This window comes from Streptomyces sp. Wb2n-11, from assembly GCF_001049855.1.
Classification (GTDB): Bacteria; Actinomycetota; Actinomycetes; order Streptomycetales; family Streptomycetaceae; genus Streptomyces; species Streptomyces altiplanensis.
Genome location: NZ_CVPB01000001.1, coordinates 2,723,717 through 2,740,436, shown reverse-complemented (window position 1 = coordinate 2,740,436; position 16,720 = coordinate 2,723,717). Strand labels below are relative to the sequence as shown.

14 protein-coding genes are annotated in these 16,720 nt (G+C 71.8%); all 14 read left to right on the top strand.

The genetic code is table 11. The features are described from left to right. Positions 1–124: 124 nt before the first annotated feature. The 14 genes from BN1555_RS12165 (at position 125) to BN1555_RS12100 (ending at position 16,718) form a co-directional block, all read left to right on the top strand. A complete protein-coding gene (locus tag BN1555_RS12165; protein WP_093799410.1) occupies positions 125–1,420 on the top strand; it encodes a DUF6716 putative glycosyltransferase in 1,296 nt (431 codons plus the stop codon). Continuing rightward, positions 1,417–2,673: an acylneuraminate cytidylyltransferase gene (locus tag BN1555_RS12160; protein ID WP_093799409.1), complete on the top strand. Its 1,257-nt coding sequence runs from the start codon at positions 1,417–1,419 to the stop codon at positions 2,671–2,673. Before BN1555_RS12165 ends, BN1555_RS12160 begins: the two co-directional genes overlap by 4 nt. A gap of 26 nt (positions 2,674–2,699) precedes the next feature. Then, on the top strand, positions 2,700–3,626 hold the full coding sequence (locus tag BN1555_RS12155) for an N-acetylneuraminate synthase family protein (RefSeq protein WP_093799408.1): 927 nt from the start codon (positions 2,700–2,702) through the stop codon (positions 3,624–3,626). A gap of 21 nt (positions 3,627–3,647) precedes the next feature. Continuing rightward, positions 3,648–4,745, top strand: coding sequence for a hypothetical protein (locus BN1555_RS12150; RefSeq protein ID WP_093799407.1), 1,098 nt, complete (start codon positions 3,648–3,650; stop codon positions 4,743–4,745). 255 nt (positions 4,746–5,000) lie between these two features. Continuing rightward, positions 5,001–6,257, top strand: coding sequence for an amidohydrolase (locus BN1555_RS12145; protein WP_093799406.1), 1,257 nt, complete (start codon positions 5,001–5,003; stop codon positions 6,255–6,257). Between the two features lie 137 nt (positions 6,258–6,394). Further along, positions 6,395–7,438, top strand: a complete 1,044-nt coding sequence (locus BN1555_RS12140) for a BMP family lipoprotein (protein ID WP_093799405.1) — start codon at positions 6,395–6,397, stop codon at positions 7,436–7,438. Positions 7,439–7,664: 226 nt separating this feature from the next. After that, a complete protein-coding gene (locus BN1555_RS12135) occupies positions 7,665–9,191 on the top strand; it encodes an ABC transporter ATP-binding protein (protein WP_176710272.1) in 1,527 nt (508 codons plus the stop codon). After that, positions 9,191–10,303, top strand: a complete 1,113-nt coding sequence (locus BN1555_RS12130) for an ABC transporter permease (RefSeq protein ID WP_093799404.1) — start codon at positions 9,191–9,193, stop codon at positions 10,301–10,303. Before BN1555_RS12135 ends, BN1555_RS12130 begins: the two co-directional genes overlap by 1 nt. Further along, positions 10,303–11,565: an ABC transporter permease gene (locus tag BN1555_RS12125; protein ID WP_093799403.1), complete on the top strand. Its 1,263-nt coding sequence runs from the start codon at positions 10,303–10,305 to the stop codon at positions 11,563–11,565. Before BN1555_RS12130 ends, BN1555_RS12125 begins: the two co-directional genes overlap by 1 nt. Then, entirely contained in the window at positions 11,562–11,987 is a 426-nt protein-coding gene (locus tag BN1555_RS12120) for a cytidine deaminase (protein WP_093799402.1), read from the top strand. Before BN1555_RS12125 ends, BN1555_RS12120 begins: the two co-directional genes overlap by 4 nt. Before the next feature lie 5 nt (positions 11,988–11,992). Further along, entirely contained in the window at positions 11,993–13,270 is a 1,278-nt protein-coding gene (locus BN1555_RS12115; protein ID WP_093799401.1) for a thymidine phosphorylase, read from the top strand. A 224-nt stretch (positions 13,271–13,494) separates the two neighbouring features. After that, positions 13,495–13,830 carry an STAS domain-containing protein gene (locus BN1555_RS12110; protein ID WP_093799400.1) on the top strand — a complete coding sequence of 112 codons (336 nt, stop codon included), beginning with the start codon at positions 13,495–13,497 and terminating at the stop codon, positions 13,828–13,830. A gap of 360 nt (positions 13,831–14,190) precedes the next feature. Further along, positions 14,191–15,252 carry a glycosyltransferase gene (locus BN1555_RS12105; protein ID WP_255306404.1) on the top strand — a complete coding sequence of 354 codons (1,062 nt, stop codon included), beginning with the start codon at positions 14,191–14,193 and terminating at the stop codon, positions 15,250–15,252. Continuing rightward, a complete protein-coding gene (locus BN1555_RS12100; RefSeq protein WP_093799399.1) occupies positions 15,249–16,718 on the top strand; it encodes an exopolysaccharide biosynthesis polyprenyl glycosylphosphotransferase in 1,470 nt (489 codons plus the stop codon). Before BN1555_RS12105 ends, BN1555_RS12100 begins: the two co-directional genes overlap by 4 nt. Positions 16,719–16,720 lie beyond the last annotated feature (2 nt).

The window sequence follows — 16,720 nt, the reverse complement described above, 5'->3', positions numbered from 1 at the left end:
AAGAATGGCGGAATGGTTAACCTGCCTGTTTCCCGGGCGCCGACGCCGATCGTCGATGTGCTGTTAACCGTTTGTTGCGGCTGAGTTGGGCCGTCAATCGGAATGCCTCCCTAGTTTCTTCGATGTGCCAGCAAGTACCAGCAAAGCCCTGCGGATCGCCGTGATCGCCGATTCCGACACGCGATGGAAATGGGGAGCGCTCACCGCTCGCCGCATCGCACCGGAAGCGGAAGTCAGCGGATTCCTGCTGCGCGGCCGGGCCACCCCCACCCCCCGTCAGCTCGCCGAGGTCGGCGTGCCGGTCGAGGGCGTGCGGGAGGTGACCGCCGCCGAGTTCATCGGTGAGGTCGAGCACGAGGCGTACGACGTCGTCCTGCTCGCCCTCGTCGGCGGCGCCGTACAGGCGATGCTGCACGGCCTCGCGCCGCTGTGGCCGGACACCGGGCGCCGGCCCGTCATCGGCACGGGATACGTCGGCGTCGTCTACGAGAAGCTCGCGGACGGGCTGCTGCTGCGCCACGGCGCCGACATCGTCCTCGCCAACTCGCGCCACGACGCGGAGCGTTTCCGCGCGGTGTACGAGGGCGTGGGCGCCGACGCCTCGGCCGTGACGGAGGCCGCGCTGCCCTTCCTCGGCGGCGACAGCTACACCGGTACGGACACCCGCACCGTCGTCTTCGCGGCCCAGCCCTCCGTCCCGCAGTCCCGCGCCGACCGCGCCTACCTGCTGCGCCGCCTCGTCCAGCACGCCCGGCTGCACCCCGGCCGCGAGGTCCTCCTCAAGCTCCGCAGCAAGCCGGGCGAGCACACCACGCACATCGAGGAACTGCCCTACCAGAAGCTCGCGGCCCGCATCGAAGGCGGCACGCCGCCCAACTTCCGCCTCGTGTACGGGCACATGGGCGAGGTCCTGGACCGCGCCGACCTCCTCGTCACGGTCAGCTCGACCGCCGCCCTGGAGTCCCTGCACCGCCGCATCCCGACCGCCGTCCTCACCGACCTGGGCGTGCGCGAGGTCCTGGGCAACCACCACTTCCTCGGCTCCGGCTGCCTCGCCTCCTGGGACCAGCTCGACGCCGGCCACCGGCCGCGGGCCGACGAGGAGTGGCTGGCGGCGCAGGGCGTGGCCGCGGACGGCTCGTACGAGACGGCCTTCGACGCCGTGCGCAAGCGGGTCACCGCACTCCTGGAGCGCCCCGGCCTCCCGCCGGTCGCCCCCTACTACACCCCCGCCACCGCGCCGGGCTACCTCCCCGGCATCCTCGCCCGCCACCGCCTCGACGGCACGCACACCACCACCGCCGACGTCACCGGCGTACGCCGCGTCCTGCGCGACGCCGTGCGCGAGGCGGCGCGCGGGGCGTACCGCCACGGGGTGCAGCGCGTGGCGCCCGTCATCCGCCGCATGGGAGAACTGTGAACAGCCAGCCGCAGACCGACGCAGGGCCCGGACGCCGCGTCCTCGCCGTGATCCCCGCCCGCGGCGGATCCAAGGGCGTACCGGCGAAGAACCTCGCCCCCGTCGGCGGAGTGCCGCTCGTGGCGCGCGCCGTCCGGGCGTGCCGGGGCGCCGGCCGGGTCACGCACGTCGTGGTCTCCACGGACGACCCCGCCATCGCGGCGGCGGCGCGCGGCGCGGGCGCCGAGGTGGTGCCGCGCCCGGCCGGCATCGCGGGGGACACGGCGACCAGTGAGGCGGCCGTACTGCACGCCCTGGACACCCACGAGGCGCTGCACGGCGCGGTGGTGGACGTGGTGCTGCTGGTGCAGTGCACGAGCCCGTTCCTGACGAGCGAGGACGTCGACGGCGTCTGCGCCGCGGTCGTCGAGGACGGCGCGGACACGGCCCACACGGTGGCCCCCTTCCACGGCTTCGTCTGGCGCGAGTCCGCCGGGTCCGCCGGGGACGCCGCGTCCGCCGCGGAGGGCGTCAACCACGACAAGAGCTTCCGCCCCCGCCGCCAGGACCGTCCGCAGGACTTCCTGGAGACCGGCGCGGCGTACGCCATGGACGCCGCCGGATTCCGCAAGGCCGGGCACCGCTTCTTCGGGCGGACCGCGCTCGTCGTCACGGACCCGGCCCGTGTCCTGGAGATCGACGACCCGCACGACCTGGCCCGCGCCCGCGCCCTCGCGCCGCTCCTCGACCCGCAGGAGACACCGGGCGCCCTCCCCACCCGCGACGACATCGACGCCGTCGTCATCGACTTCGACGGCACCCAGACCGACGACCGGGTGCTGATCGACTCCGAAGGACGCGAACTCGTCGCCGTGCACCGCGGCGACGGGCTCGGCATCGCGGCCCTGCGCAAGGCGGGGCTCAAGCTGCTGATCCTGTCCACGGAACAGAACGCGGTCGTCGCCGCACGGGCCCGCAAGCTGCGCATCCCCGTGCTCCACGGCATCGACCGCAAGGACCTCGCCCTCAAGCAGTGGTGCGAGGAGCAGGGCGTGGCACCCGAACGGGTGCTCTACGCCGGCAACGACGTCAACGACCTGTCCTGCCTGGCCCTCGTCGGCTGGCCGGTGGCGGTCGCCAACGCCCACGACACGGTGCGCGCGGCGGCGCGCGCCGTGACGGCGGTCCCGGGCGGCGAGGGCGCGATCCGCGAGATCGCCGCCTGGGTCCTCGGCCCGTCACTCACCACCGGCACCCCCACCCTCACCCCGTAACTCCCCCCCGTAAGGAAAAGATCCACATGAGCACCAACTCCCGCCTCCGCACCCTCGGTTCCAAGACCGCGGGCCCGGGCCACCCCGTCTACGTCACCGGCGAGATCGGCATCAACCACAACGGCGACATCGAGAACGCCTTCGCGCTCATCGACGCCGCCGCCGACGCCGGCTGCGACGCGGTCAAGTTCCAGAAGCGCACCCCGGAGATCTGCACCCCGCGCGACCAGTGGGACATCGAGCGGGACACCCCGTGGGGCCGGATGACGTACATCGACTACCGTCACCGCGTCGAGTTCGGCGAGGACGAGTACCGCGCCATCGACGAGCACTGCAAGAAGCGCGGCATCGACTGGTTCGCCTCCCCGTGGGACACCGAGGCCGTCGCCTTCCTGGAGAAGTTCGACGTACCCGCCCACAAGGTCGCCTCCGCGTCCCTCACGGACGACGAGCTGCTGCGCTCGCTGCGTGCCACCGGCCGCACGGTCATCCTCTCCACCGGCATGTCGACGCCGCGCCAGATCCGCCACGCCGTGGAGGTGCTGGGCAGCGACAACATCCTGCTCTGCCACGCCACGTCGACGTACCCGGCGAAGGCCGAGGAGCTCAACCTGCGCGTGATCAACACGCTCCAGGCCGAGTACCCCAACGTCCCGATCGGCTACAGCGGCCACGAGACCGGCCTCCAGACGACGCTGGCCGCCGTCGCCCTCGGCGCCGCGTTCGTCGAGCGCCACATCACCCTCGACCGCGCCATGTGGGGCTCCGACCAGGCCGCCTCCGTCGAGCCCGGCGGCCTGACCCGCCTGGTCCGCGACATCCGCACCATCGAGGCCTCCCTCGGTGACGGCGTCAAGAAGGTGTACGAGTCCGAGCTCGGTCCGATGAAGAAGCTGCGCCGGGTCGCGGGTGTCGTCGCCGAGGGCGCCGACCGCGAGCCCGTCGCGGTCTGACGGACCGAGGTCGAAGTCGCCGTGAACGGCACCCCCGGCCCCTCCGCCACCGAGGCCCTCGAGGCGTCCCGCGCCTCCGAAGCCTCCGAGACCCTCGCCTTCGTCGAGAGCCCCGTCCAGCTCCTGAACGTCCTGGAGTGGGCCCACGCGCAGGCGGATCCCCAGAGGCACGGCCTCACGGTCGTCGTCCTGTCGCCCACCGACCCCATGACCCGCGGCCAGCTGCGGCGCATGGCGGAGCTCGCCCGCCACGAAGGCATGCGGGTGCGGTGGGAGGAGGCCCGTGGCGGGGCGGGGGCGCCGTTCCAGACCATCGGCGGGCTGGCGTCCGCCCTGCGCCGGGCGCGCCGCGTCGTCATCGGAGACCCGTTCTCGCGGTACGTGCAACTGCTGCTGATGATCACGCGCGCCCGGGACCTGGTCGTCGTCGACGACGGCACGGCCACCATGGAGTTCATCGCCCAGCTCACCGGCGGCGAGCGCCTGGAGCGCTGGCACCGGCGCGGCGGCCGCCGGGCGGCGCGCGACTTCGTCTTCGGGCCGGTTTCGGCGGCGGCGCGCCGCCGCCTCACCCCGTCGCCCACCCGCAGCGTCGAGGTCTTCACCTCGATGCCCGTGGAGCGGGCCCCGGGGATCACCGTCACGGCCAACGGCTTCGGCTGGACCCGGGCCCGCTTCGGGCCGCCCCGCGTCTCGCGCGGCGCCGACCTGGTCGGCACCTCGCTGGTCGAGACGGGGGTCGTCGACCCCGACCGGTACGTCGAGGCGGTCTCCGCCCTGGCCCGGACCCACGGCGCCACCCGCTACTTCGCCCACCGCCGCGAGAGCACCGACAAGCTGCACCGCCTCGCCGTCGAGACGGGCCTGGAGATCGTCCGCCCCGACCTGCCGCTGGAGCTCATAGCCCGGCGCGGCCCGATCGGCCGTACGATCCTCAGCTTCCCCTCGACCGTCGTGCACACCCTCCCGCTCGCGCTGGCGGGCACGGGCGTACAGGTCGCGGTCTGCGACGTGAACCCGCAGTGGCTGCGGGACACGGCCTCGCCCCGCGCCCAGGGCTTCCTGTCGGGCGTCACCACCACGGCCCGCGACGTCCAGCGCCTCCCGGCCCCGGGCTGAATGTCCGCCGAATGTCTAGTTCGGCACATATGTGACATCGCACACGAGGGAGCGGGGCCGGCGCACGGGAGACGGGCCGCGGGGCAGACCCGGTACGGGGGCAAAGCGCCAGCTCGACGGCGCGATGAGAGCGGCGCAGCTTACCCACCCCGGCCGGGCCCCATGCACCGCGGGGCCGCTTTTCTTTCCCCTATGCGACTGAAGTTTTGTAGATCACTGGTCAGTCACCCCCCTGAGGCGCCTACCCTTTCAGGGATGAGCCACCTGATCTGCGAGTCCGAAGAAGCAGCACTGCCCGGGATGGTCCCGCTCCCCGGCACGCTGCCCGAGAGCCTGCGTCTTGAGCTGATCGCCTTCCGTCGCGACCTGCACATGCACCCCGAGCTCGGCAATCAGGAGTTCCGCACCACCGCGGCGATCAAGGCCCGCCTGGAGCAGGCAGGTCTGGCGCCACGTGTGCTCCCCTCGGGCACCGGGCTCATCTGCGACATCGGCACGGACCGGGCCGACGCCGCCGGCCGCGACGGCGTACGTCCGATCCTGGCCATGCGCGCCGACATCGACGCGCTGCCCATCCCGGACACCAAGACGGACGTCCCGTACCGCTCCACCGTCCCCGACCGCGCGCACGCCTGCGGCCACGACGTCCACACCACGGTGGTGCTCGGCGCCGGCCTGGTCCTCGCCGGCCTGGCCCGCCAGGGCCTGCTGACGCAGCCGGTACGGCTGATCTTCCAGCCCGCCGAGGAGATGATGCCCGGCGGCGCGCTCGGCGTGATCGAGGCCGGCGGTCTCGACGGCGTGGGCAGGATCATCGCGGTGCACTGCGACCCCAAGGTCGACGCGGGCCGCGTCGGTCTGCGCACCGGCCCGATCACCTCGGCCTGTGACCGGATCGAGATCTCGCTGGACGGCCCCGGCGGCCACACCGCCCGCCCGCACCTCACCACCGACCTGGTCACGGCCGTCGCCAGGGTCGCCACCGACGTCCCGGCGCTGGTCGCCCGCCGCGTCGACGCGCGCGCGGGACTCGCGGTGACCTGGGGCCGCATCGAGTCCGGCCACGCCTGCAACGTCATCCCGCAGCGCGCCGTGCTCGCCGGCACCGTCCGCTGCCTGGACCTCGGCGCCTGGCACGAGGCCCCGGACCTGATCCACGCCGCGATCGACGAGATCGCGACCCTGCACGGCGCCAAGTCGGAGATCAACTACGTCCGCGGCGTCCCGCCGGTCGTGAACGAGCACGCCGTCACCGAGCTGCTCACCGACGCGATGGCCGCCCGGCGCGGGCTGCACGCGATCGAGGACACCGAGCAGAGCCTCGGGGGCGAGGACTTCTCCTGGTACCTGGAGCAGGTCCCGGGCGCGATGGCCCGCCTGGGCGTGCGCACTCCGGGCGACACCGCCCGACGCGACCTGCACCGCGGTGACTTCGACGTGGACGAGGCCGCGATCGAGGCCGGCGTCGAGCTCTTCACCGCCGCCGCGTTGCTCGACGGACACCGTTCGTAACCAGCCACGGCGCTTTCTGTTCACGACGATCCGATAACAGCTGTCGTACGGTCGCTTATCCGGCATCTACGCGCGTTACGATCGCCGCGAAACCAGCGCCGGCAGAGGCGCTTCGGTCAGGTTGAAGGAGCCCTCCCGTGCGCCGGGTAACCAGGATTGCCACTGTGGCCATTGCGTCCACAGCCCTCACGTTTTCCGCCACCGCGTGTGGCAAGACGTCGGACTCCGCTTCCGGCTCGAAGGAGCCCAGCGCCGCCATCGCGTACGACATCGGCGGCCGCGGCGACCAGTCCTTCAACGACGCCGCGTACGCCGGCCTGGAGAAGGCCGAGAAGGACCTCGACATCAAGGGCAACGACCAGGAGCCCTCCGAGGGCGAGTCGGACGCCGACAAGGTCCAGCGCCTCACCGAGCTGGCCCGTTCCGGCAACAACCCGGTGATCGGCGTCGGCTTCGCCTACGCGCCGGCCATCAAGAAGGTCGCGCCGAAGTTCCCGAAGACCACCTTCGGCATCATCGACGACACCTCGGTGACCGGTAAGAACATCGCGAACCTGGTCTTCAACGAGGAGCAGGGCTCCTACCTCGCCGGCGTCGCCGCCGCCAAGGCCACCAAGACCAACAAGGTCGGCTTCATCGGTGGCGTCGAGGTCCCGCTGATCAAGAAGTTCGAGGCGGGCTTCGCCCAGGGCGTCAAGGACACCAACCCCCAGGTCGAGGTGCTCAAGCAGTACCTGACCCAGCCGCCGAACACCGACGGCTTCTCCAAGCCCGACCTCGGCAAGGCCGCCGCCGAGGGCCAGCTCGACAAGGGCGCCGACGTGATCTACCACGCCGCCGGTCTCGCGGGCTCCGGCACGATCGAGGCCGCTGCCGGCAAGGGCAAGTGGGCCATCGGCGTCGACTCGGACCAGTACGAGCAGCCCGGTCTGGCGAAGTACAAGGACAAGATCCTCACTTCGGTGACCAAGGACGTCTCCGACTCGGTCTACAACCTGATCAAGTCGGTCAAGGACGGCAAGCCGCAGTCCGGCGAGGTCCGTTACGGCCTCGCGGAGGACGGTGTCGGCCTGTCCGACTCCAACCCGGCGTACCAGAAGATGACGGACCTCATCGCCGCCGTCGACAAGGCGAAGGCCGACGTCGTCGCCGGCAAGGTCGAGGTCAGGACCGCGCCGTAGGGCCACCGGTCACGACGTGAGACCCGGGGGACCGGGGAGGCGGTTTCTGCCGCCTCTCCGGCCCCCCGGGCCGCATACCGCCCAGCTCTTTTTGATATTCGGCAGAACTACGCGCGTAGAAGCTTTTCGGCACGATAGTTTCGCCGCGCCCCGCATCCTGCCTCCCGCTCCTTTCCGCCAAGGAGAGTGCGTCATCAACGCGTCCAGCACGCCCCCCGCCGTAGAACTGCACGGCATCACCAAGCGTTTCCCCGGCGTCGTCGCCAACCACGACATCGACATCACCGTCCGCAAGGGCACCGTGCACGCCCTCGTCGGTGAGAACGGTGCCGGAAAGTCGACCCTGATGAAGATCCTCTACGGCATGCAGAAGCCGGACGAGGGCACCATCACCATCGACGGGGAGCAGGCCGCTTTCCACAGCCCCGCCGACGCCATCGCACGCGGCATCGGCATGGTGCACCAGCACTTCATGCTCGCCGACAACCTCACCGTCCTGGAGAACGTCGTCCTCGGCGGCGAGAAGCTGTACGGCATCGGCAACAAGGCCCGCGACAAGATCAAGGAGATCTCGGACGCGTACGGACTGAACGTGCGCCCCGACGCCCTGGTCGAGAACCTCGGTGTGGCCGACCGCCAGCGCGTGGAGATCCTCAAGGTCCTCTATCGCGGCGCCCGCATCCTCATCCTCGACGAGCCGACCGCCGTGCTCGTGCCGCAGGAGGTCGACGCGCTCTTCGCCAACCTCCGCGAGCTCAAGGCCGAGGGCCTGACGGTCATCTTCATCTCGCACAAGCTGGGCGAGGTCCTGTCGGTCGCCGACGACATCACCGTCATCCGGCGCGGCACGACCGTGGGCACCGCCGACCCGGCGAACACCACCCCCAAGCAGCTCGCCGAGCTGATGGTCGGCAGCGAGCTCCCCTCGCCCGAGACCCGTGAGTCGACGGTCACCGACGTACCGATGCTCCGCATCGCCGACCTCCAGCTCAACGCCGTCGACCCCGACGGCGCCGTGCGCGAGGTGCTCGCCGGGATCTCCCTCACCATCCACAAGGGCGAGGTCCTCGGCATCGCGGGCGTCGAGGGCAACGGCCAGGCGGAACTCGTCGAGGCGATCATGGGCATGCGCGACCCGGACAGCGGCGTCATCACGCTCGACGACGCCGACATCTCGCACGCGCCCACCCGCAAGCGCCGTGAGCGCGGCATCGGTTACATCCCCGAGGACCGCCACCGGCACGGCCTGCTCCTCGAAGCGCCGCTGTGGGAGAACCGCATCCTCGGCCACGTCACCGAGGAGCCCAACTCCAAGCGCGGACTGCTCGACCTGAAGGCGGCCCGCGCCGACACCGAGCGGATCGTGCGCGAGTACGACGTCCGCACCCCCGGCATCGAGGTCACCGCGGCCTCGCTGTCCGGCGGCAACCAGCAGAAGCTGATCGTCGGCCGCGAGATGAGCCACGCCCCCAAGCTGCTGATCGCCGCGCACCCCACGCGCGGCGTGGACGTCGGCGCGCAGGCGCAGATCTGGGACCAGATCCGCGAGGCACGCCACGAGGGACTGGCCGTACTGCTGGTCTCCGCCGACCTGGACGAGCTGATCGGGCTCTCCGACACCCTGCGGGTCATGTACCGCGGCCGCCTGGTCGCGGACGCCGACCCGGCCACCATCACCCCGGAGGAACTGGGCTCGGCCATGACCGGCGCCGCCACCGGTCACCTGGAGCACGCCCCGGAGGACGAGGCCTGATGAAGAAATTCGACAAGGACCGGCTGATCCTGGGCCTCGCCGGCCCAGTGCTCGCGCTGGTCGTCGCCATCGCGCTCACCTCGGTGGTGCTGCTCGCCTCGGGCCGCGACCCGATCGAGCCGTACACGCTGATGATCGAGAACGCCGCGTACGCCGACATCCAGGTGCTGATCCTCAACCAGGCCGGCACGTACTACCTGGCGGCGCTCGCCGTGGCCGTCGGCTTCCGGATGAACCTGTTCAACATCGGTGTGGACGGCCAGTACCGGCTCGCCGCGATGATGGCGGCCCTGGTCGGCGCCAGCGTCGACCTGCCCGGACCGCTGCACATCGCCCTCATCGTGATCGTCGCGATGCTGACCGGTGCCTTCTGGGCCGGTATCGCGGGCATCCTGCGGACCATCCGGGGCGTGAGCGAGGTCGTCTCCACGATCATGCTCAACGCGATCGCCACCAGCCTCATCGCCTGGCTGATCCTCCCCGACAACTTCGGCGTCCAGCCGGAGGGTTCCAACGACCTCACCACGGGCGAGATCGCGGAGTCCGGCTGGTTCCCGAGCGTGAGCATGGGTGACGGCGGCGAGATCTACGGCTTCACGTTCGTCGCCTTCGCCCTCGGCATCGTCTACTGGTTCGTCCTCAACCGGACCCGCTTCGGCTTCGACCTGCGCGCCACCGGCGCCAGCCAGACCGCCGCCGCGGCCTCCGGCGTCGACGCCAAGAAGATGATCCTGACCGCGATGCTGATCTCGGGCGGAGTCGCCGGCCTGGCCGGAATGCCGACGCTGCTGGGCGACACCCACACGTACAGCCTCAGCTTCCCGACCGGCATCGGCTTCACGGGCATCACCATCGCCCTGCTCGGCCGCAACAACCCGGTCGGCATCCTGTTCAGCGCGCTCCTGATCGCCTTCCTCGACAAGGCGTCCGCCGTACTCGACCAGTATGGCTACGAAAAGGAAATCGCCACGATCATGCAGGGCCTGATCGTGATCGCGGTCGTCGTCAGTTACGAACTCGTCCGCCGCTACGGGCTCCGCCGCCAGCAGCAGAAGGTGGGCGAGGAGCTCGCCGCAGCCGCCCGCAAGAACCGTGAGGAGGTGGCGGCGTAATGAGTACCAGCACTGTCTCCGCCGTGAGCGCGGCGCCCAAGAAGAGCGCCCGCCGCAAACTGTCCGTCCCCGTCATCCTGCTGATCATCGCGGGTGGGCTCGCCCTGGTCTCGCTGGTGCGCCTCGTCAGCGGCGCCGACGACCTGACCTCCGTCGGCCAGGTCTCCGGCGCGCTCCAGCTCGCCGTCCCGATCGGTCTCGCCGGCCTCGGCGGCCTGTGGGCCGAGCGCGCGGGCGTCGTCAACATCGGCCTCGAAGGCATGATGATCCTGGGCACCTGGTTCGGCGCGTACGCCGGCTACCAGTGGGGCCCGTGGTCGGGTGTCGCCCTCGGTATCCTCGGCGGCGCGCTCGGCGGTCTGCTGCACGCGGTCATCACGGTCACCTTCGGCGTGAACCACATCGTCTCCGGTGTGGCCATCAACATCCTGGCCGTGGGCGCCACCCGCTACCTCTCCAACTTCACCTTCGACAAGGCCGCGGGCGGTTCCTCCAAGCAGTCCCCGCGCATCGACGAGATCACGAGGATCACCGTCCCGGGGCTCTCCGACTGGCTGCGGGACGTCCAGGACAAACACTGGTTCTTCGTCTCGGACGTCGCGGGCGTCCTCGGCGGCCTGCTCACCAACCTCTCCCTGCTGACCGTCGTCGCGCTGCTGCTGATCCCGGCCACCGTCTGGATCCTCTGGCACACGGCCTTCGGCCTGCGCCTGCGCTCCTGCGGCGAGAACCCGGTGGCCGCCGAGTCCCTGGGCGTCAACGTCTACAAGTACAAGTACATCGCCGTCGTCGTCTCCGGCGGCCTCGCCGGCCTCGCGGGCGCCTTCCTCGCCATCGTCGCCACCGGCATCTACCAGGAGGGCCAGACCGGCGGCCGCGGCTACATCGGCCTCGCCGCGATGATCTTCGGCAACTGGATGCCGGGCGGAATGGCGCTGGGCGCCGGCCTCTTCGGCTTCACCGACAGCCTCAAGCTGCGCGGCGGCGCCGAGAACGTCCACGCGATGCTGCTCCTGCTGGCGATCCTGCTGCTGATCGTCCTCTTCTGGCAGCTGTACAAGAAGAAGTACGTGCCCGCGGTGGTCTCCGCCGTCGCCGCCGCGGCCCTCTTCACCTGGTACGCGCTCACCGACGAGGTCCCGAGCCAGTTCGTGGACGCCGCGCCGTACGTCACCACCCTGCTGGTCCTGGCGCTCTCCGCACAGCGGCTCCGCATGCCCAAGGCCAACGGCACTCCGTACCGCAAGGGCCAGGGCAAATGAGGCGAGGAGCGGCGGCCGTCGACTGGGACGCCCTGCGGGAGGCGGCGCGCGAGGCCATGTCGCGCGCGTACGCCCCCTACTCGGGCTTCCCGGTCGGCGCCGCGGCCCTCGTCGACGACGGCCGCACCGTCACCGGCTGCAACGTGGAGAACGCCTCCTACGGCCTCTCCCTGTGCGCCGAGTGCGGCCTCGTCTCGCAGCTCAACGCCACCGGCGGCGGCCGTCTGACGCACTTCACCTGCGTCGACGGCCGGGGCGACATCCTGATGCCCTGCGGCCGCTGCCGGCAGCTGCTGTACGAATTCGGCGGCCCCGCGCTACTGCTCGACACGGCGGCGGGTATCCGTACCCTCGCCGACATGCTCCCCGACGCCTTCGGCCCCCAGCACCTGGCGCCCGGCACCCCGGAAGGAACCCGATAAACCCCATGGACGTCATTTCCGTCATCCGGACCAAGCGCGACAAGGGCGAACTGAGCCCCGAGCAGATCGACTGGGTCATCGACGCCTACACGCGCGGCGAGGTCGCCGACGAGCAGATGTCGGCCCTCGCGATGGCGATCCTGCTCAACGGCATGAACCGGGTCGAGATCGCCCGTTGGACCGCGGCGATGATCAACTCGGGCGAGCGCATGAACTTCGCCCAGCTCTCCCGCCCCACCGCCGACAAGCACTCCACCGGCGGCGTCGGCGACAAGATCACCCTGCCGCTGGCCCCCATCGTCGCCGCCTGCGGCGCGGCCGTGCCCCAGCTCTCGGGCCGGGGCCTCGGCCACACCGGCGGCACGCTCGACAAGCTGGAGTCGGTCCCCGGCTGGCGCGCCCTGCTCTCCAACGAGGAGATGCTCTCCGTCCTCGAGTCCACCGGCGCGGTCATCTGCGCGGCGGGCGACGGCCTGGCCCCGGCGGACAAGAAGCTGTACGCGCTGCGCGACGTCACCGGCACGGTCGAGGCCATCCCGCTGATCGCCTCCTCCATCATGTCGAAGAAGATCGCCGAGGGCACGGGCTCGCTCGTCCTGGACGTGAAGGTCGGCTCCGGCGCCTTCATGAAGAACATCGAGGACGCCCGCGAGCTCGCCGCCACCATGGTGGGCCTGGGCACCGACCACGGCGTACGCACGGTGGCCCTCCTCACCGACATGTCGACCCCGCTCGGCCTCACGGCGGGCAACGCCCTCGAAGTCCGCGAATCCGTCGAGGTGCTGGCGGGCGGCGGCCCGCAGGACGTCGTCGACCTCACCCTCGCGCTCGCCCGCGAGATGCTCGACGCGGCCGGCCTGAAGGACGCGGACCCGGCCAAGGCGCTCGCCGACGGCTCCGCGATGGATGTCTGGCGCCGCATGATCGCGGCCCAGGGCGGCGACCCGGACGCGGCCCTCCCGGTCGCCCGCGAGCAGCACGTCGTCCACGCCTCCGAGAGCGGTGTCCTCACCACCCTCGACGCGTACGCCGTCGGTGTCGCGGCCTGGCGCCTGGGCGCCGGCCGCGCGCGCAAGGAGGACCGGGTCCAGGCCGGCGCGGGCATCGAACTCCACGCCAAGCCGGGCGACAGGATCACCGCGGGCCAGCGCCTGATGACCCTGCACACGGACACCCCGGAGAAGTTCGAGTACGCCCTCGAAGCCCTGAACGGCGGGGTCCTGACGGCCCCCGAGGGCACGGAGTTCACTCCGAACCCGATCGTGCTGGGCCGCATCGCGTAGCGGCGGGCACGACCGAGCGGGGCCGGTGGATTCCACCGGCCCCGCTCTTTCTTTTCGTCCACTCGCGCGTCACCGCGCCGGGACCCGGCGCCGCGGCGTGCCTCGCCCGGCCCGGACCTCGCCCGGCCCGGGGTCAGCGCCGGTCCGGAGTCGGTGCCGGTCCGGGATCAGTGGCGCGGGCCCCCGGTTCCGGAATGGCGGGGGCCACCGCAAGGCGGCCACCGATGAGTTCCGTCCGCGGCCCCGGTCTGCCTGGTGTGAATGCCATGATGCCGATCGTCCTCGTCGTCGCCGGCCGGGTGACCCCCGGCGACGTGTCCCGCCTGTGCGACGAGCTGGACGACCTGCTGTGCGTCTCCGGGGCCACCGAGGTGATCTGCGACGTCACCGGACTGGCCGAGCCGGACCTCACCGCCGCCGACGCCCTGGCCCGCCTGCGGCTCACCGCCCGCCGGGCCGGCTGCAGCCTGCTGCTGCGCGGCCCCCGGCAGGACCTGCTGGCGCTGCTGCGCCTCACCGGGCTCGGTGACGTCGTCCAGGCCGGCCCCGCGGGTTCGTAGGCATTCACCGGGCGGTATTCCTTTCGGCGCGATCACCCGATGGGCTGTTTTTATAAAACTGGGCGAAAGCCGATCCGGCATGTCGTCTCCGGGAGAAACCCGTATCGGTGCGCGGCTCCAAATGGCCGAACGGGCGAGTTCAATCGTGATTTTCCCACCGGTTTTCTGACAAAGTTCAAAGTCGAAATCCACGGTTGCTTTCTCGGTCAGTTCTACGGTCCAGGTATGAAGAGAGCCGCACGTGCTGCAAAGAAGTTGGACTGAGCAGAGCCAACTGACAGTTTTTCACCTCGTCCAGCCGGTGGAAGGGGGGTCGCGCGTGTCGTCACCGACCTCGTCAGGGCGCAGACGGGCGCAGGTCTGCGGGCCGTCGTCGCCTGCCCGCCGGGCGGTGCGCTGGCGTCGGAGGCCGCCGAGGCCGGAGCGCGCGTACACACCTGGCCCGCCGAACGCGCCCCCGGCCCCCGGCTCGCCCAGGAGGTCGTGACCGCCGCCCGGCTGATCCGCGCGTGCCGCCCCCACGTCGTGCACGCCCACAGCGCCAAGGCCGGGCTCGCGGGCCGGCTGGCGGTGCGCGGCCGGGTGCCGACGGTCTTCCAGCCCCACGCCTGGTCCTTCGACGCCGTGCAGGGCCGTGAAGCGGCGCTCGCCCTCACCTGGGAGCGGTACGCGGCCCGCTGGAGCACCCGGACCCTGTGCGTCAGCGAGACCGAGCGCCGGGCGGGGGAGGAGGCCGGCATCGCCGCCCGCTGGTCGGTGATCCGCAACGGCGTCGACCTCCGCCACTTCCGCCCCGACGAGGGCGCGGGCCGCGTCCCGGCCCGCGCCGCCCTCCCCCTCCTCTCCGGCCTCCCCACCGGGGCCCCCCTCGTCGTCTGTGTCGGCCGCCTGTGCCACCAGAAGGGCCAGGACATCCTGCTGCGGGCCTGGCAACCGGTGGCCGCGGCGGTGCCCGGCGCCCGGCTGGTCCTGGTCGGCGACGGACCCGACCGCGAACGCCTGACGGCCCAGGCCCCGCCGGGCGTGCTGTTCGCCGGGGCCAGCCGGGACACCCGGCCGTGGCTGCACGCGGCGGACGTCGTCGTCCTGCCCTCCCGCTGGGAGGGCATGGCCCTCGCCCCGCTCGAAGCCATGGCCTGCGGCCGGCCCGTCGTGCTGTCCGACGTCAGCGGCGCCAGGGAGAGCCTGCCGCCCGGCCACGAAGCCCACTGCCTCGTACCGCCGCAGGACCCGCGGGCCCTCGCGGCGGCACTCACGAACCTGCTGACCGACCCCGGGCTCCGGGAGGCCCTGGGCCGCGAGGCCCAGACCCACACCCGGTCGACCCGCGACGTACGCAAGACCGCCGCAGCCGTCTTCGGCCTCTACCGGGAACTTGTCAGCCTGCCCCGACCCATGATGAGGAAGCGCACCGAGCGATGACGACGGAGAGTGCATTCGCGCCCGACACCGCCCAGGCCGCAGCCGTGCAGGTCACGGCTCCTTCGGTCCATCCGCCGAGGAGCGCGGCACGGCACCGGCCCGCCCCCCTGGCCCCACGGAGCCTGCGTCTGCGGGGCCCCCTCGCGGGGATGCTCGCCGCCGACGTGCTCGCCATGGCCCTCACCCTGGCACTGATGCCCTGGCCGGTGCTCGCGTGCGTCCCGCTCGCGGCGCTCATGCTGGCGCTGCACACCTGGCGCGGCCTCTACCGCCCCCGCCTGTCCCCCTCGGCACTCGACGAACTGCCCCCGCTCCTCCTCCTCGCCCTGGTCCAGTGGTACGCCACCGCGGAAGCCCTCACGGCGTACGACTCACGGCACGGCATCGGTTGGTCGGACCTGACCTGCGCCGCCGTCACCCAGACCCTGCTCGGCTGCGCCGGCCGGTCCACGGTCTACCGGATCCGCCGCCGCACGGCGGTCCGGCGCCCGCAGTCCGCACTGATCGTGGGCCGGGCCCCGCTCGCCCAGCAGGTCACGGCGGCCCTGCACACCCGGGCCGAGTACGGACTGCACCCGGTCGGCCGCTTCGACCCGGCGCACCAGCCCACGGATGCCGCACCCGCGGACACGCTTCCCGTCCTCGCCACCCTGGAGGACGTCAGCCGGGCGGTCATCCAGAACTCCGTGCGCCACGCCGTCTTCACCGACCCGCCCCGGTCGGCCCCCGACGCGGCCGCGCTCGTCGAGCTCTTCGCCGAGCACGGCTGCCGGCTCTGGCTCGTCGACGCCCCGGCCGCCGGCGCGGCGGCGCCCGACCACACGCCGGCCCCCGACCACCTCTGGGGGTTCGCCGTACGCCCGCTGCGCACCGGTCCGGGGCGGTCCGTGGCCCGCGCGGGCAAGCGCGTCATGGACGCCCTCGTGGCCGCCGTCGCCCTCGTCGCCGCAGCGCCGGTCATGGCGGTGTGCGCCCTCGCCGTACGTCTCTCCGACGGCCCGGGCGTCATCTTCCGCCAGGAGCGCATCGGCCGCGACGGCCGCCCCTTCACGCTCCTCAAGTTCCGTACGCTCCGCCCGGCCGACGAGCACGAGTCAGCCACCCGCTGGAGCGTGGCCATGGACCACCGCATGAGCGTCACGGGCAACATCCTCCGCCGCACGTCCCTGGACGAGCTCCCCCAGCTCTGGAACGTCCTGCGCGGCGACATGAGCCTGGTCGGCCCGCGCCCCGAACGCCCGTACTTCGTGACCAAATTCAGCCACACCTACCCCGGCTACCAGGCCCGTCACCGGATGCCCGTCGGCATCACCGGGCTGGCCCAGGTGAACGGACTGCGCGGCGACACCTCGATCGAGGACCGCGCCCGCTTCGACAACCACTACATCGAGACCTGGTCGCTCTGGCAGGACGTGTGCATCCTCACGCGCACCGCCACTTCCCTGTTCCGGCTCGGAGGCAGCTGAGC